Consider the following 17,256-nt stretch of genomic DNA (forward strand, 5'->3'; position numbering starts at 1 on the left):
ACGAGGCGCTTTCTTGCAGATCGTAGTCATGCTTATTAATAGGAACTTACCACTAACCTGACGTTGCTCAAATTGCTGCAAGATTGCGCGATCCTCCTTGTCTGCCGTGGCCGGGAGTGGTGTCGTGACCACGACCAGCTGGTCGGAAGATTCAGTACGACCCAACATCCGGCTTTCCTAGTCCGCCGTCCAGCCTGCATCATCGTTGTTGCGATAATCCATCGAGACGATCGGTTTTGGTGTCATCAATCGCAGGTTACAGGTCACAGCTCTCTTTTCAAACATCTCACGACTGATGTGCTGTCGCAACTGCACCGGATTTGATGGCAACTTCGTCCGGCATCGGCATGTTCAGTCTCTTTGGTTTCTTTGGCAGGAGCGATGTTCCAGCAGATGTCATTGTCCGGTTCTGCTGATGGATCGAGTGTTGTTTGCAAGTTGCTGACGGGTTGTTCTCAGGTCTTTGCGATCAAAGTCCTGTTAGCCAAGGATGAATCTGCTGATGGCACACCAGTTGCAGGCAGCTGTGTGGCTCTCGTTTAAAGGCTCCCCTGTCGAGAAAGAAGTGCGATGAGTGCAGTCGCAACTGATATGCGGGTGTATGCCCGGCGTAGACGAGCGACAGTCCAGGGTGCCATGGCTTTCGGCTCACCAGAAGCCGGCCGGCCGGAGAATCAACCGCTTGGGCCTGACCAGGCTTGGCCGCTTTGAATACCCGTCTTCCCCACACCATGGCATCGTGCATAGTACCCAGAACATCCTCGGGGCACGAATCGAGCTCAGCATCGGTCAGGATCCTGTCGGGTACGGGTTTCTCGTGGATACTCTGTTGTGCAAAAAAGCGGGTGTTCAGCTCCGGGTCGCCTGTCAGCAGCTCTGAGTGCACCACGTGGTACCTGTCCGAACCTTCTCCCACGCTGATGACAAAGGGCAGGGCGGCAACCAGGGGTAAGAGTTGGTAGTGCAGCTCTGTCTGCCCTATATCATCGAGCCTCTCTACCCAGTTGCCGCCGTTTTTGAGAAACAGGTCGTCGTTCTGCAAGAGCGGGCAGGACCTCAGAGCAGGGTAGGCGTAATTGAGCAGCATGATTTCATGGTTGCCAAGAACCGCATGAAACCAGGGTTGTTTGAGCAGGCGCAGGCACGCCAGGGAGTTCGGCCCTCGGTCAATCAGGTCACCTACACTGATGACGCGATCACAAGCAGGATCGAAACTGACCTTCTCCAACTCTACTTCAAACAAGTCGTAGCAGCCATGCATGTCGCCGACGATGAAATCGCGTCCGTTCGTATTGGAGGGCAAGCGCTTGTGAAGTGGCTGCATGGTTGAAGCAGGGGGTGTGTTGATCCGGCAGGTGTGCTGACGGGGAACAAGAATCTTTTGATCAGGTTACACCGCTTCGGTCAGATGCGGTACTGTTTGTCTAAGGGGTGAGTGGCTGCAAACGGCCAGGAGCAGCCGGTCACCACGCAGGCCTGGCCGACTGCTTCAGGCTGAACTGAGTCGCTCGCGAAAACCTATACAGAGGTCAGCTTCTCCTAGAACCCGTCTTTGACAAGACCGATGTCGTTTGCACTGCCTCGCTGCGTTTGCAAAAACTTAGGTTGGCCAAGGAATGGCATCGAGGTCTTGGCGAAGACTGCTACCGTAGGTCGGTTCAACCTGCGTGGCGAAGGCCGCTAAGCCGTACAAGACGTTACGCATGCCTGCCACGGAGATGAAACCGCGCTTGCTAGCATGTCGAGCGGGCCCAATTCCATCTTTTTTCAGGTAGTACAGATGCATACGCATCTTCTCCTTGAATTCCCTGGGTAGACGTGGAGAGGGCTCATCGACCAGCAGGCCAAGTACGATTTTTCTGGCGCGCGGCGGGACGATCTCGGTCTTGGCTACATTCGGCGAAAAGCCATACTTCCCAAGAATCCGATATACCGAACCTACGATTGCGGATGCTTTATCACGGGTGAATCCCGAGTCGCAAGTAGAAAAGACCAAATCGTCTGCGTACCGCGTGTAAGTCATCCCATCTATACGAGCGAGGTTGTCGAACTCGGCATCGGCTGCGCGCATGGCTAGGTTTGCAAGCATAGGACTCGTTGGCGCCCCCTGGGGTAGATGCCCTATCCTTCCCATTGAATGGTTGTACTTGCTAATCTTGTAGGCAACCCCTGCCTTTTTGCGTAACCACTGAGCATGACCACGCCTTGGCGTGTTATGCCCCAGACGGGTACACAGCCTAGCTAGTTCAAACGATACCAGCGCTTGATATCCGAGGTTCCGAAATGCCCTGTACGCCGCGATTTCGGAGACCGACTCGAAGAAATTCTGAACATCCACCTTGATGAGCCAACGAGCGCCACAGTGGGCTTCAGCCGCCTTCATGAGCGTGCAGCCGGGGGCAAACGCCTTACTCGTAGAGTGAACTGCTGCGGTTGCATGATTTAGAATATTGGTGACCAGCCACCGCTGAACCTTTAGCAATTGGGAGTCTGGTGCACAAATCGTACGAAACCGAGCGTTGCCGCTCGGACCAGGCCGCTTGTGAATCGTAAATACCCGATAAGGGTTCTCGATGCCCCGACCGATGACGGCGCGCAAATATCCATAGTCGCAATCCGTCAGATACGCGAGATGCCGCAGCGTCAGAACGGGTTGAAGCCTCGGATTGACGCGAAGGATGACCTTCGCAGTTTGCATCGCCGCAGCCAGAACATCAGGCGAGATCCCTTGGCTGTGACCCACGGCTTGGTAGTGTTGAGGGTGCCAGTTTTCCATCTACTTTGACCCCCAAGGGGGTGAGATCGCCCGTCGCTCACCGAAGTCACCGCCACGGTAAGAGTGACGGGCGACCTTGGCCGCAAGCAGACGCTATTCCATAGGAGCTGCAGTAGTCTGAGTCCGGTACCAAAAGGTATGGTTCCATGGCCGAAGCCACTTCTTCAACTAGACAAAAGAACCGGCGCTCTCAACGAGGTAGGATAATACGTTGGTTTGAGTGCTTGAACAATAGTGTCTGCGCGCTGCTTCCGTTGTATCCCAGTGCGACGAAGGTGCCTCATCTCGCCCAATCCGGCGTCCGTTATGACTCTACGTTTGCCTATCCAGCCAAGTCCCTCAAGCTCCAGACAGACCTGCTTGACCTCAGCAGTCGAAAGGCCCGTTTTGATGGCCAGGATGTCATCACCGCGATGAGCACGGGACAGGGCGGCCAGCACTAAGTAGCGTTTCTTTACCTCGACAGGAGCACCCCTTGCGGCCGGTGACTTGGCCAAAACAGTATTTCCAAGAGCTTCCAATCGAGCCGAAATTGTTTCAGGGCGGAGGCTCCGTCCAAACCCCGAGATCGGAAGCCCGGCAGTGACTCGTGATGGGAACAGCGGGATCCAGCCCTTGGCCTGCGTCGAAGTCTTGTGAAAGAGGCGTGGAGTGTTGTTGGGCGCTCCATGGGCAAATGCCAATAGAGCGCCAACGCCGCCATATCCCAGAGCAGGGTTGCCTTGGACTGGGCCTGAAGCGGAGCCAACCGGGTCGTATCTCTCGCATAGCCGTACGCAGGCGTCCGCCTTCGCACTTCCGAACGCGCTGAAGATTGTTGGGCATGGCTGAACGCACCCTGTAAAGGGCCTACACGGGTGGCAATTGATGCGGTCTTTCCCCTCTTGCGTCATCGCATAGGCAAGCACACCAAACTGCAGGAAGCGGTATGACTTCCAACTTCGGACCGACCGAACTTTCCAAGCGGCTGACAGGTAGTCATGCGCGCGTTTGCCAGACCCGACAAAGTCGGTTAGCACCCAAAACGCCCGGACTCGCTTTTTTCGAATTTCATCGGGCCCCGGGTGGTTTAGAAACCGCTTTGGATGAGCACGGCAGAGGTCCGTGATGAGTTGGGCAACAATACCCTCGCTGCCAACCTCCGGTTGGTATGCCTTCGTGGCTTTCACGGGGCAGGGCCGACGCCATACGCACGCTTGACTTTGGCTCTAGTCTCTTTAAATAGCCGATGTGGAACTCTAAGCCGATGCCTCATCTCTCGCTCGGCGTATAACGCGATGTGACCATCGACTGAATCCGCGTGGAGCATGACTTGGTCTCTCAGACCAGTCGCGAACTCGTCCCGCGAGACGAAGACAAAGCTGCCAAGCATTTCGGATGCGAGTGCCTGATCGCGAATTCCGAATTGCCGAACCCATGCCTTAGCGGCTTCTGATTCAAGAATCGTTGCTTTAGCTGGTACCTTTTCGTTGGCATTTGCTGTCATACATATCCCTCTACAGTGAACTGAGTAAATTCTCATCTCACGCTAGGCTCGTGTCCAAACCTTGGTTTTTGACGCCTCCAGCACATCTTTCAGTACAACTACGTGTCCTTGTTCCCGGCAGCGGACCGGGTTTAGTGACGGCTAGGCCAATGTCTGGCGGCTAGTGGATACCTTTAGGCAAACAACTTCAGGGACCACGTCCTATCCTACTCCATTCGTTCATCAGCCATCGACTTGTCCGCTGTAGGTCGGTGATGAGTTCAGCCACAGCGGACCGCTCCGGCAGCTCAGCAGATACCGGTAGCCGAGACATGAACGACTGCTAAGGGTCGGTAGCGTTTGATCATGTTCTCACTCGACAGCCTATGGAATTTGAGTCATTGGCAGCACACTAAAACTCCTTTCCCTATAAAAAGGAGCTCCTCATGAAACCGAATGTGCATACTGCCTTAACGCACGAGCCATGGAACAAGGGCAAGCTCGTTGGGCAAAAAGCACCGTTAAAGCTCAAGGACATATGGGCTATCCGTGTCCGACTACAACTGTCGAACGATCTCCGTAATCTTGCTCTTTTCAATCTCGCCATTGACAGCAAGCTACGGGCCTGCGACTTGGTGAAACTACGAGTCCGAGACATCGCACACGGGGAGCATGTGGCACCTCGTGCGATTGTTATGCAGCAAAAAACCCAACGCCCTGTGCAATTTGAAATCACTGAGCAAACACGCGAATCGTTGGTGAGATGGATACGCTACAAACAACTGCGCGCTGATGATTTCATTTTCTCAAGCCGGATCCACGCATCTTTGCACTTATCGACCAGGCAATACGCTCGGATAGTCGATGCTTGGGTGGTCGCCATTGGTTTAGATCCGACAGCATACGGAACGCACACAATGCGAAGAACAAAGGCATCTTTAATTTACCGTCGCACAAAAAACCTGAGGGCAGTTCAATTGCTCCTCGGTCACACCAAGCTCGAAAGCACGGTGCGATACCTTGGCATCGAGGTCGATGACGCCCTTGAAATGGCAGAGCAGACAGAAGTGTGATGTTTACTTAATCTCGGACAGTGCGGCCACCCAACTGGTCGCTGTCCGACCCAAAGCGGACATCCATGCAAAATATTTATAAATATCATCGGATTGGAATCTGAAGCGCTGGGCGAACTACAAGAAGAAGATTGCGATGGTCTGCCGAGTGTCTGTGAAATTCAGGGCGATCCACACCTCCGTTGAATTGAGAGTACTAACTCATATACCAAGAAAGGTTCTTGCTTCAGCTGACAAAACCTTTAGGTCGAGTCCCAGGCCCTCTCGGTACAAATTCCTAAGTGCTTTTTTTTCTATATCCATTAGCTTGTCTGTCACTTCGGTTATGTTTGTGCAGACATCATAAGCTGCCAAATATCCGTTCCGCTTTGCATTTATGCTGGCTCCAAGGCTTTTCATGGTAATCCCTTGGCTAAGTAATTCTTTAATTGAGCCATATTTCAAAAGCTCTGCACGAATGCGTTCAAATTGACTATCCGATAGCCGCAGGACGCAACCTTTATCTTGTCCAGTAAGCTCTAAACCTAAAAATTCAGCAGGGCTATTTGGTTCATAAATCTCTGATTTAGAACCTGGGAATAGCTCTGGAATGGTCAAGCTTAAATTCTTAAATTCTGCCTTACAGAATTCTAGTAGCCCTCTACATTCCTCTTCACTATCCGCCATGAAAATCAGGTCATCTGCATAGCGAACGGCCTTCGCACCACTCAGTTTCGTTGCGCTGTCAAATGGGATAAGAAAAAGATTTGAAAGTAAGGGCGAAAGTGGCATTCCTTGCCGGATGCCTTTGCCTCTAACTATTCCTAATTTTTTTATTGCGTCTGCAGTACTCCTCTTGCCCCCTTGTATCTCGCAATCAAGTACTGCAAACAAAATTGGATGCAGTGTCTTTTCTTTTACGATTTTTGAGATTCGTTCGCGAAGAAGCTTGCGGTCAATATTATCGAAAAAGGAGGTGATATCAGTTTTGAAAATCCATGGATGATTGCGTCGAATTCTGCAAGCCTTATCAGCTGCATCTTTGACTGAACGTCCTGAAACAAATCCAAAGCTAACTGTATTGTCCAACTGGTTACGGTACTTATCAGACAAAAAATTTAATAGCGCCCGCTGGACGACTCTGTCGTCAACTGTAGGAACACAAATTACTCTGTCTTTTTTACCGTTTGGGCGGGGGATTCTGTATGGTTTTAGTTCTTGAAAATGGAAGTTTCCATTTCTCAAAGAGTTATTCAGTTTTCGCAAATTTCGTTGATAGTTATCGGCGTAGTCATTAAGACACGAGTCATCAACAGCTAGCGTTTTTCTTGAGGCTGGGGAAGCTTTTCGATAGATTTCTTCCCACGCATTGGTAAGCGCGGACAACGACAACACCCGCGTGAAAGCGTTAGTTGACATATTTAGGAACGCCGCTGGCGTTGTCCCCCTCGGACCAGCAGTAATAAGCTCCGTCGGCAGCATCGTTGCTGAGCGTCTCTTGCGAGTCGTCCCTGCAGCTGATTCCGCCGATGACGCACAAGCGATTGCTCGCCATTGCGCCATTTTGCCGCTTGGTAACGTGCAGCGCAACCTGCAGAGATGCCTGAGGGATGCGAATATTCACCGTAGCAGCCACTTCAATGCAAATGCGTCTCATTAAGCTCATACTTTCACCTTTTCCGACGTTGAAATTCAACAAAATCACGGCAAACGCGGTGGCGAAAACATGCACACCGCGAAATCGGGCGAAAAGCGAGATGCTGCAAATCGGCGTTTGTGGCTCACCCGCCTCCCCGCCTCCTGACCGCCCCACACGCTTGTTAGTCGCCTTCTCAACAACTCCGAGGGTAGAGGGCGACGTTCCCGCTCCGTCGGCAGCATCGTTGCTGAGCGTCTCTTGCGAGTCGTCCCTGCAGCTGATTCCGCCGATGACGCACAAGCGATTGCTCGCCATTGCGCCATTAGGCCGCTTGGTAACGTGCAGCGCAACCTGCAGAGATGCCTGAGGGTGCTACCACTTGTTAAGTATAACTGGTTACGTTTAAAAAGCTACATTTGGTAAAAATTCAATGAAATTCAATGAAATTCACTAAATGTGGAAATTATTATCTCAACAAGAAGGGAACGAATCGCCCAGTTGTACTTGCCACATCAGAACCCATAGATTTATAGCCAAATATAAATTTTGAAGAATGTCCGCTTCTGGCCGGTAATTGCCTAAAGCGTCTTTCTTTTTTGACCTGACGGAGTATCAATCACAGGGTTGGATCGAATGGTCAGCCGTTCATCTACATTCAGTAAAGCGGCCAAGAACTGCTCGTCATCGAACAACATTCGAACGCCTTTTTGCAAGGCTCGGTCAAGAGCCAGTTTGGCGTTAGAGCCAGTTGCCAACTGAATATTTTCTTCGATCCCTTGAACGATCAGATTACGAGAATAGAGAATCGTCCCGGGATCACTCTGAGCGTGAACTGACATGGTCAGATCTGCTACGGCGTCGCCGGCCCAAAAGCCCGACTTAAAGTCGTTCCAGAAACGGGTAATGTCAACACTCAAGAGTACACGAGGCATTTTGTCGCTAATGGAGAATCCTCGGGCAATGAGTTCCTGCTCTACAGCGCGGCGCAATGTGATGGCCACATCTTCCTTAGGGAGGATCTTACCGAGCTCCATGCCGAAACCGTTCTTCTTCGCGCTGACCTGTGGTTTTTCCATTCTGCTGTCATTAACCTGTACGAAGACCGCCTTACCTTCCGCCTCTTGAATGACTTGAGCATCCTCCGTTGGAACGTAGATCAAGTCGATCTGTTCAGTGGTTAAGGCGCAGCCTGAGAGGCCAACCGCCGCGAGGAACACTACTATGGGAGCAAAAGATTTTCGCATTATTTGTCTCGCATTAATTATAAAAGTGACTCAATGCTGCCAAATCTTTTTGGATAATACACTTTGGACTTGTCGGTACGCGTGCGGGTTTAGGGCGGTACACAACAAGGCACGTGATGTTTCTGTTCAATATATTGAGCTACGGTGCTAAGAGCGGCCTGCCAGCGCCGCCACGCCGTCTTGTGAAACCGCTCGCAAATGCCGTTTTGAATCACACCGAGAACCGAGGAGACGGTTTGGTTAGAGTGAAATCAGTCTCTCAACCGGTTCGGCAAGTTGCTGAAAGTAGTGTATTTCTGCTTCAGCAGGTGGGACGTCATCGATGGATTCGAGCAAGCGCTAGTGGTTGAACCAAGACACCCATTCTAGGGTAACTAGTTCAACCGCCGCTTCAGTCTTCCAGCGGCGTTATCTACGCTGCATCGCACACATGGGTATTCTTGTTGACAAGCATCGTACCTTACAACAGCTTGAGTCCTTTCTATGGGACTCGATGGTGACCTCCAGTGAACGTCTGCTTCTGGCCGAAAGCTGTCATTGATCAATCAATATAAAGATTAGCTCAGGTACAAGCGCTCAATCTACCTTTTCGCTGGCAATATCCGTCAATGTTATGCTGACAAAACCACCGGAATTAATTGTCCGGAACGGTTTTGGCCCTGCGAAAACAGCCTCTCATTGATGGATCCAAGCCTACCGCCCCCGCCTGTCTATGTTCACAAAGCGAATGCCGTAGAGCAGGCAAGGCTGGTGTTCGAGGCATATCGCTGGCCAGGTGGAAAGCCCGTCTGCCCGGTTTGCAATCCAAACCGCGGTCCAGGCGATCCAAGATATCCAATCTACAAGCAGACCCGAAATGGTGTCGCGGGGTATTACCGCTGCACGGCACCCCACCCCCACCCCTCGGGGGAATCAAAGCCACTTGTTTTCACGGTTCGAACGGGCACGATTATGTCGCGTTCGCATATTCCGCTGGACAAGTGGTTGTTCTGCATGCCCTGGCTTGCAGAGTTGCGATCGCTGCACTGGTTTCCGCCAGCGACTTTGCTTGCTGAAAACATTGGCGTCAATCGTAAGACCGCCGCATCCTTTTTGAGGGATTGGGCTTCATTGCGGTTTGGAGCGTTGCGCGAGGACTCGGCCAATGCTTTTCTGCTTCAGATGATCGAAGACTTCAAGAAACAGAACAAGTTGTCGTCCCAATAAATCAGGCGTAAGATGATTTTTGCAAGTTAAATGGTCAGTTCGCTCGTTTGCGTAGCCCCCCTATCTGTAAAGTTGAAAGAATGAGATGTTTATTGCGGACTGCAAGTGCTACGCAGTTGCCGATATCCACACACGAAAACACTGACTGGTGGCATCAGCCAAATAAAGTCGAATTTTTTTATTGATCTCAGCGAGTCTGAGCAGGGAGGGGTGCGTATGTCACAGACATAGCCAAGTAGAGGGGAGTTGCACAACGTCAGCCGCTTTTTGCAGAAAGTGGCTGACTTCAAAACTGTGTGCATCAGGCGTCGGAACCTGTGCATATAGTGCCTCGTTACGGCAATGCTGTCAAGCATTGGCCGGAGGATGATGTTTGCCTTCAGGCAAATGTCAGATGGCAACTCCCATGTTCGTTTTATTCATTTTTATCAAGAACATGGAGTCAGATATGGCACATAGTGCACACGCCATTTATACAAGGAATGAGCCGGCCCATCGGGTGGCCGCTCAGGGTTCAGCGATCGGTTCATCTGCGCAGGCACTCAGGCAGGGAGGCATTCGCTCATGAAACCCTCTGTTTCCAATACCAGCAGCCAGTATGGCACGCGTGGCCGTCGACACGGCTTTGACACCGGTGTGCGCAAGGTAGCACCCACATATGGCAAGGCCCGCTACCTCGTTCACAGCCTGAAGGCCAGCGGAATAATGAGTGTCGAGTCAGATTTCGAGCGGCTCGTCGCACATTTGCTGACGCTAGATCCGGCCGTACGGTCCTTTGCGCCACAACCTTTCACCGTCGATCTTATTGACCGTCGAATCCTGCGATCTCCAGAGCTGGTCAAGCAGGCGCGCCATCGCCATCGGGGACGGATTGGTCAGAAGTTCTACACACCTGACTTTCTGGCGAACTGGACGCTTGGCGGCAGCGCTGCCATCGAACTCAAACTCGAGGGATACGAGGGCAATGCCAATGATCAGATGCGTATCGCACGCGGGCGAGACGTGATCGAGGCAAGCGGCATGCAGTTTCTGCAGATTGTCTGGCCCAAGTCCAACCGCAATCCGATGAGGATCAATGTTCCTATGCTGGCCAAGGCCAAATCTCGCATCGACCTGTGGCCGGGTGATGACCTGATTGGCTCGGTCGCGAGAGCACTCGAACAAGGTGCTCGCACCGAGCACGATCTTTGCAATGCGATTTCGCTTGATCCGAACCTTGTGCCCATGTTGCTGGTCAGCGGGGTCCTGGCGGCAAACGTGCTCGAACGTCCGATCAACGGCGCTATGGCGGTGACTTCAGCCGACGGTGATCTTGCGCATCTCTCGCTTCTCAGAAAGGTGTCCCGATGAACAGAACCCTTAGAGTCAATGACGCCATCTGTCCGGCTGGTAGTGATCTGGTGCTCTACCAGGTTGTTGATCCTCACCCCCGTGGCGGCAGCATCAAGTTGTTCAATCTGGACAAACATCAGGAAGATTACATCGCTTGGGCTGACATCAATCAGGCCCTGGTAGACGGCACGCTGGTACTCAAGCGTAAAAATGCACCGCGTGTCAGCCCTGCTGAACAGGATGATCCGAAGTTTGCCGAGGAGCTTCGCACAGCAATGGAGCAAGTCAAAAGCATCAAAGCCATTCAGCGAAAGTTTAACGTCAGCTTCAGCAAAGCGTACGCGATCGCCACATCGGATTCCAGACACGCGGTCACGGATATCGCCTGGAAGTCTCGCGCGACGTTGAGTCGCTATCTCATCTCCGACCGAAACGGCGTGCCGTTGCTGCGTGGTTCAAAGAACAAAGGCAACCGCACGCCACGATATGGTCAGGCCGTTGTAGATCTTGTTGTGCAGTCGGCCCGAACGCTGTACTTGAGGGTTGGCTCACGGTGGGCGCTTTGTGATCTGGTTCACTACATCAATGACCAGGCGCGTCATCGCGGGCTGATCGGGTATGACCAGAAAATCAGTCAGCTATATATCAAAAAAACCATTCATACCCATGCCAGCGTGGATCCGGAGAAATCACGCATGGATGGCAAGCTGGTGGCCGCAGCCAAGTCAATCGGGGCGAACCGGGTCGTGGCGCGCATACCTTTTGAGCGGGTCGAGCAGGATGCCGTACACCTGCCGTTCAAAGCCATGACAAAACACGGCGTGGCTGAAACCATCTATCTGATACACGCGATTGATTGTTGTACCAGCATGCCGCTTGGCTGGCACCTGGTCATCGGCCATCCGAGCGAGTCTGACGGTTTGCGCTGTATCGAATCAACCCTGTTCCCAAAACCGCATGCCTTCGAACGTCTGGGGCTTGACCCTAAACACGACCGTTATGGCTCACCCCTGATGCTGGTCTTTGATAACGGCCCCGAGGCCAAAGGCGAGCGAATCAGCAATCTGACTCGGCTGGGCATTGACCCCATGCACTGCAAGTCTCACCACGCGCACGGCAAGCCTTTCATTGAGCGCTTGAACAAGTCTTTGAAAGAGGCCATTCAGGTTCTGCCCGGTTGCACGCGAATGGATCGAAAGGACGGCATGAGAGATCCGATAGCGCTGGGCGATGTGCTGATGACGGTTCAAGAGCTGGAGAGCTGGATTGTGCGCTGGTATTACGAGAGCTGGGCCAATACACCGCTCACAAGGCACCTTCGAATGGACTTCCTGGACGAAACAAACCTTGGCAGTACGCCGGCTGAACGCTGGAAGACGATTACCGAGGACCTGATGACGCCCATGCCGACATCTCCAAGCATAAAAGAATGGCGATCGGCGCTATACACGCACCATGAGAGAGTGCTCAACAGAAAGACTGGCGTCACGATCGAGGGCATCAACTATCGAGGTCCCAACCTCCCAATTTTGCTGTCAAGGTTGGGCGAGGAAAAGGTCAAGATACTGGTTGATCCAGATGATGTCCGGCAGGTTTATGTCAATGAAGGTGAGGACTGTCGGCTGGTCGCTTTGATTGGGGACTTTGTAAGCGACTCAACGCCGGCCTATTCGTTTAGTCAGATCAAGGAGGTGTTGCAGCGCGAGCGCGAACAAAAGCGCGACACCGAGCTGATGGTCGCGTTTCGCCGTGACATGCATGAAGCGTCCGTTACGGAAATAACCAGCAAGTCCCCGCGTGGCAGAAAGGCTCGAAGGGAGAAGGCGCGTGCCGTGGAGAGCGCAGTCAGGCACACCGCTGCAATCAAGCGAGCCGAGTCATCTGCGCCGGTGTCGGCATCAGGCACGCCGGCACAGCCCGCACAACTACAAACCGCGCGGGTAACTGATCCACAACCGCAGGAGGCCGACAGGAAAGAGCGCCCCTTGAGCGAGACTTTTAAAAGGCTACCGGTTATTAACCGCCACGATGGCAAGGAGATGAAATGAATACGGCAATGAAGCTGAAGAAGAAAATCGAATCGTGCGAGTTGCCGCATCCGCACTTTGCAGACTTGAACCGGGCCTTGCAGTTGCGCATTAGTGATGCATGTGATGGTGCTGAGTCTCGCATTGAATGGGTGGTTGGTCCGTCGCGCGCGGGTAAATCAATGATGATCCGAACATTGGCAAGGGCCAATCCGGAGATCAAGGTTGATGGGAAACGAAGGGTACCGGTGCTGGTGGTTCCAATTCCGCCCAATATCTCTCCGGTTCTGATGCCAGCAAGTGTATTGATGGCATTGCAGGTGCCGATTCCCCGTCTGGGTCTGACCTCCGGTGTCATGTTCAACCGGATGGTGGATCAGCTGCGCCTGGCGCAAACTCGCGTGATTATCTTTGAAGAAGCGAGTCACCTGGTTGAGGCAGGCGCGCGCGTTCCACCCCGGGCCGCCGGGGACTGGTTCAAGTCGACAGCAGATAACCTGAATCTGACGCTGATTCTGGTGGGCGTGCCACGATTGCAGAAGCTGTTCGAGAGTAACGAGCAGTTTCGCTTGCGTGCCTCGGCCAAACGGGAGCTTCGTCCATACGATATCCGGGATTTTTCTCAGAAAATGGCGTTTGGTGCCTGTGTTGGCACCTACGCGGACATGTTCGAACAAGACGGATGGCCGATTGATCTGAGCCTGGATGATCTTGTGGATCAGCTTTACTTGTTGTCCGGAGGGCTGGTCGGAGTGGTCAGTCGCTTCATGCAGGAGTTGGCTTCCCAGCTCAGAGGTCGTGCTCAAGGGCCGGTGACGTTCGAGGATTGCCGGATGGCTGCAGCCACGATCGAGAGTGCGGGCCATCTGGACTATCCAGCCTTTACTACGCAGAACGTTTCGAGCACGGCACTGGCCTCTGCCCATGGATGCGTGATGGAGAGCAACCTGATGTCGCTTCCACAAACCATCGAGGGAGGTCAATGAGATGAGTTTGATGAATACCTTCGCGCCCCGGGCGGATGAATCGGGTTTTGGCTATTACAGAAGGCTTGCTGCCGAGAACTCGCTCTGGGGGTGGAAAGAGCTTGCGGGCATGGTTGGCATACGCCGGGACCGCAGTGCGTTGATGGACAGTCCGACGCTCGTGTCTGATGTGCTGGGGATCGACTCATCATGGACGGCTACGGCGGTTGAGCGAGAGAAGCAGGTGCGATCCTGGCGCAGCCTTCGCCGCCTGACTGCCGATGCGTTTTGCCCTTCTTGTTTGAAGGAGTCTGCCTACATTCGCCAGTTCTGGGAGCATGGTTACGTGACATGCTGCCCGAGGCACAATGTTCGTCTGGTAGACCAGTGCGATGGTTGCAACAAGCCAATCGCTAAAAGTCGGGAGTATTTGGCCTACTGTCCTTGCGGCCACGATCTGACAGAGTCGCAAACATCCGTGCCCACCCAGGCCGAACGATGGCTGTCCACCTTGATACTGAGTAACGGCAGATCATCAAACGAGATGCTACCCCGTGTCAGAGCGGTATCGCTGACGAAACTGTGCACATTGATACGGGATCTTTGCCTGTTTATTGATCCGGATGTTCCCCCGAGCAGTCGCAAGGTGGGCACCGTAAGCCGGGTTTCTCCGGCTGTGGAACTGCTGGCCCCGCTTGATGAGCTGCTAAGTGACTGGCCGTTCAGGTTTGAGGATCATGTGTCGGCGCGCGTGCGTGCTGGCAAGCAGAATGCGAGAACAATCAACTCGCTGCTTGGCGCGTGGTACATCCAGTTGAGAAAGTTGAGTCTGGGTAGTGATCTGGAGCAGTTCCTGACGGTCGTAATACGGATTGCGACGCGTGACTTTGAAGGTATCCGCAGTTTGGACTCGGCGGCCCAGCTTGTCGAAGATCAGGTCGAGCACTTGCGTTTGTCTGCTGCTGCAAAGCTGATTGGCGTCACTCAGGCCGTGTTGCACAACGCTGTGATGAAGAACATTTGCCAATATCGGTCTCGCCTTCTTGGCACGCGCGGTGTGACCTATGAGATCCCATTGACCGAAACGCAGCGGATTGCCCAGGAGCGGGCAAGGTGGATCACCAGAAAAGATGCGATGGTGCGAGCGGGCGTGGGGGAGGTTGTGTTGCAGAGCATGATCAGTGCTGAAGTCATTAACAGCGACATCCAGTGGCGCATTGACATCATGAAGGCTGGCGAGATAGAGGCGCAATCGATTGATGATCTGCATGCGACATTGATTGCGAACCTGAAGCCAGCACAGACCCAGGAAGGAAAGGAGATCATTCTTTGGTCAGAGATTGTGAGTCGTCGCTGGGGCAGCAACTCAGCTATCCAGAATACGATGCAAGCGGCAAAAAAGGGCGAGCTTGTACCTGTCGTACGAGGCCCCACGCTCGGAAAGATGGGGTTCCTGAAGTCAGACATTACCCGGTACTTCGGGATTCCGGCTTTGGAGGCCGGCATGTCGGTGACGAACCTGGAAAAGATCACGAGCTGGAAGGCCGAAACCATCATGCACTGGATCCGGGAGGGGTTCTTGCAGTGCGAGGAGGTGAACCTGCCCGGGCAACAAAGATATGTGATTCGACCAGAGCATTTGCTGTCGTTCGGAAGGAACTACATCACGCTATCTGATCTTGGAAAGATCATGGGGACCAAGTCGTCAGCGGCGGCTCGCAACTTCAAGGGCAAGGTGGAGCTCGTTGGTTCCTTACCGCTTCCCAACGGACAGCGCCGGGGAGGTCTGGTTCGAATCGCGGACCTGGCGCGATTGGCCCGTAGCGCATGCGCGGATAAAGAGACGGAGATTGCCGAGCACTGATCGCGTTGCAGCCGTCACTGGCCTCACGCCTGGCGGCTGCTAGGAATTTTTGAGAAATTGCCTGCATCTTGCCCTAAAGAATTCACGCATTGTGTCGTAAATAAATACAGTCCTCCGTTTTGGGGGAGTGTTCTCCATTGAGGGAGCTTCTCGAAAGGAAAATCACTTTTCAGATGCGAACACCATCCAGAACGCGCGAGATGAGGCGAGTTTGCGGTGCGCCGCGTCGAGTGGGCGGCGCAAGCATTGAGCGAAACTCATGCCCTGAGGTCAATTTTGGTCGAACGTCAACAACTTAAAAACGATGCTCGCAGTATCTGGACAGCCTGAATGCCTGTTCGGAAATCAGGCTGACTTTCTTCAAAATTAGTTGCCGGTGTAATTTGCGGCAATGAAGTTACCTGGCAGACTGTAGAACATGTAAAGAATCTGTTTTTCCGAGTCTGGGACCGCAGGATTTTTGAAGGTCAGGCGCCACTCCTTTCCCTTTTTTCCATCGACAATAAGTACTTCGTCTTGCTTGATCTGCGCCCATGATGAATCAAGTTTTCCTTGCTTAACCAGTGTCTGCTTACGATCCATGGCACAATTGACGACCACAGATTCAGTAGCAGGCTTGGATCCGTGGAAGTGACAAGCACTGCTTTCTGCAGCCATGGCTGCAGGACCAACCGCGGTGGCAGACGCGAGGGATATCAGAAGAATGAGCTTTTTCATGGATACTCCTTGGAGTGGGTAGATAATTAGAGGGCATTGCGACTTTCGTCAAAAGTGTTCTCAATGTTCATGTCTTCATGAACATGCTGGTGCTCTTCGATAGGGAAGCGAAAACTATCTGGTGCTACATCGTGCTGGTAACCATGCAACTGCACGAATAACAGGTACACGCCGGCATAGATCAATCCTAGATTGGCCACATAGCTGAACCGAATGTATGAAGGGCGCTTGCGCCACAGAGCTAGCAACGCAACCATGGCTGAGAGTGCTGCGATCTGGCCAATCTCTACACCAAGATTGAAACTCAGGATCCGCCAAAGCATTGCAACCGGATCGTCTCCCAGTGGCAGTTGCTGCAAGCGTGTCGAAAGGCCAAACCCGTGCAACAGTCCAAAGAAGAAAACTGCCCACATCAGGTTAGGCGACTGTATATCGAACACCCGTTGAAAACCGCCGTTGTTATCAAACCCTTTGTAGATCACGCTGATAGCAATAATGGCATCTACTAAGTAGTAGTTCCAGGTGATGCCATAAAAGGTCGCGAAAATCAGGGTAATGCAGTGACCAATCGTAAAGATGGTCACAAATTTGGCAACGTCCCTGAAGGTCTTCAAAAAGAAAACCACGCCAAACAGAAACAACAGATGATCGTAACCGGTGAGCATATGCGAGGCACCTAGGCCGACGTATTGAAGGTAGCTACCGTCAAGCATGCGTTGACGGTCTTCCTCTGAAATACCGTGAGCCCAGGCGATCAAAGGCGTCAGGCACAAAATCAAACCAAGCCATTTGCGAAGAACGAAGTGCGTCATGATTGAAACTTATCCTGAAATCAAGGAAACACTTAAGCGCGAAAGCATGCAACGAAGGGCCGATCAGCGATCCCACCGTGTTCGCGCGTTTTAGTGCTTTGAAAATTAAATAACCACCTGTGCGTTGGATGAATACGCAAACGGTATCAACTGAGAC

General features: G+C 52.8%; 15 protein-coding genes and 1 pseudogene. 6 read left to right on the plus strand and 10 right to left on the minus strand.

Annotated elements, in window-relative coordinates:
• Window positions 1-469: 469 nt before the first annotated feature.
• From DBV39_RS14505 to DBV39_RS20055, 4 genes are all read right to left on the minus strand, one after another.
• Complete coding sequence (locus DBV39_RS14505; RefSeq protein ID WP_108622143.1) at window positions 470-1,324, minus strand: metallophosphoesterase; 855 nt, start codon at window positions 1,322-1,324, stop codon at window positions 470-472.
• Between the two features lie 276 nt (window positions 1,325-1,600).
• Window positions 1,601-2,776, minus strand: a complete 1,176-nt coding sequence (locus DBV39_RS14510) for a reverse transcriptase family protein (protein ID WP_108622144.1) — start codon at window positions 2,774-2,776, stop codon at window positions 1,601-1,603.
• Window positions 2,777-2,940: 164 nt separating this feature from the next.
• Window positions 2,941-3,945 (minus strand): phosphoribosyltransferase-like protein, encoded by a 1,005-nt coding sequence (locus DBV39_RS20725; RefSeq protein ID WP_456093826.1) that lies wholly within the window; start codon window positions 3,943-3,945, stop codon window positions 2,941-2,943.
• A complete protein-coding gene (locus tag DBV39_RS20055) occupies window positions 3,942-4,262 on the minus strand; it encodes a hypothetical protein (RefSeq protein WP_227870648.1) in 321 nt (106 codons plus the stop codon). Before DBV39_RS20055 ends, DBV39_RS20725 begins: the two co-directional genes overlap by 4 nt.
• A 425-nt stretch (window positions 4,263-4,687) precedes the next feature.
• On the opposite strand from DBV39_RS20055, the gene DBV39_RS14520 reads away from it, so the two are divergent.
• Window positions 4,688-5,314, plus strand: coding sequence for a tyrosine-type recombinase/integrase (locus DBV39_RS14520; RefSeq protein ID WP_108622145.1), 627 nt, complete (start codon window positions 4,688-4,690; stop codon window positions 5,312-5,314).
• Window positions 5,315-5,515: 201 nt separating this feature from the next.
• On the opposite strand, the gene DBV39_RS14525 is transcribed toward DBV39_RS14520, so the two are convergent.
• The 4 genes and pseudogenes from DBV39_RS14525 to DBV39_RS14535 form a co-directional block, all read right to left on the minus strand.
• Window positions 5,516-6,712 carry a reverse transcriptase domain-containing protein gene (locus tag DBV39_RS14525; RefSeq protein ID WP_159078968.1) on the minus strand — a complete coding sequence of 399 codons (1,197 nt, stop codon included), beginning with the start codon at window positions 6,710-6,712 and terminating at the stop codon, window positions 5,516-5,518.
• Entirely contained in the window at window positions 6,702-7,247 is a 546-nt protein-coding gene (locus tag DBV39_RS19565) for a hypothetical protein (protein WP_159078969.1), read from the minus strand. The genes DBV39_RS14525 and DBV39_RS19565 overlap by 11 nt, the downstream gene beginning before the upstream one ends.
• Window positions 7,248-7,510: 263 nt before the next feature.
• The gene (locus tag DBV39_RS14530; RefSeq protein ID WP_108622147.1) at window positions 7,511-8,176 is read right to left on the minus strand and encodes a YajG family lipoprotein; all 666 of its coding nucleotides are present in this window, start codon (window positions 8,174-8,176) and stop codon (window positions 7,511-7,513) included.
• A 240-nt stretch (window positions 8,177-8,416) separates the two neighbouring features.
• Window positions 8,417-8,578, minus strand: a pseudogene (locus DBV39_RS14535) (IS3 family transposase); the annotation flags it as partial.
• A gap of 279 nt (window positions 8,579-8,857) precedes the next feature.
• Here DBV39_RS14535 and DBV39_RS14540 point away from each other — a divergent pair.
• The 5 genes from DBV39_RS14540 to DBV39_RS14560 all read left to right on the plus strand — a co-directional run bounded on the left by DBV39_RS14540 (window position 8,858) and on the right by DBV39_RS14560 (window position 15,570).
• Window positions 8,858-9,382, plus strand: coding sequence for a hypothetical protein (locus DBV39_RS14540; protein WP_108622148.1), 525 nt, complete (start codon window positions 8,858-8,860; stop codon window positions 9,380-9,382).
• Between the two features lie 564 nt (window positions 9,383-9,946).
• Window positions 9,947-10,732: a hypothetical protein gene (locus DBV39_RS14545; RefSeq protein WP_108622149.1), complete on the plus strand. Its 786-nt coding sequence runs from the start codon at window positions 9,947-9,949 to the stop codon at window positions 10,730-10,732.
• The gene (locus tag DBV39_RS14550; RefSeq protein ID WP_108622150.1) at window positions 10,729-12,762 is read left to right on the plus strand and encodes a Mu transposase C-terminal domain-containing protein; all 2,034 of its coding nucleotides are present in this window, start codon (window positions 10,729-10,731) and stop codon (window positions 12,760-12,762) included. Before DBV39_RS14545 ends, DBV39_RS14550 begins: the two co-directional genes overlap by 4 nt.
• The gene (locus DBV39_RS14555) at window positions 12,759-13,727 is read left to right on the plus strand and encodes a TniB family NTP-binding protein (protein ID WP_108622151.1); all 969 of its coding nucleotides are present in this window, start codon (window positions 12,759-12,761) and stop codon (window positions 13,725-13,727) included. Before DBV39_RS14550 ends, DBV39_RS14555 begins: the two co-directional genes overlap by 4 nt.
• 10 nt (window positions 13,728-13,737) lie before the next feature.
• Window positions 13,738-15,570, plus strand: a complete 1,833-nt coding sequence (locus DBV39_RS14560) for a TniQ family protein (RefSeq protein WP_159078970.1) — start codon at window positions 13,738-13,740, stop codon at window positions 15,568-15,570.
• A 366-nt stretch (window positions 15,571-15,936) separates the two neighbouring features.
• Here DBV39_RS14560 and DBV39_RS14565 read toward each other — a convergent pair whose 3' ends face one another.
• Together DBV39_RS14565 and DBV39_RS14570 are read right to left on the minus strand one after the other, a co-directional pair.
• Window positions 15,937-16,287, minus strand: coding sequence for a DUF6488 family protein (locus DBV39_RS14565; protein ID WP_108622153.1), 351 nt, complete (start codon window positions 16,285-16,287; stop codon window positions 15,937-15,939).
• Between the two features lie 26 nt (window positions 16,288-16,313).
• Window positions 16,314-17,099, minus strand: a complete 786-nt coding sequence (locus DBV39_RS14570) for a HupE/UreJ family protein (RefSeq protein ID WP_108622154.1) — start codon at window positions 17,097-17,099, stop codon at window positions 16,314-16,316.
• Window positions 17,100-17,256: the final 157 nt, after the last annotated feature.

Origin of the sequence: Orrella marina (genome assembly GCF_003058465.1) — a bacterium.
Taxonomy (GTDB): domain Bacteria; phylum Pseudomonadota; class Gammaproteobacteria; order Burkholderiales; family Burkholderiaceae_B; genus Algicoccus; species Algicoccus marinus.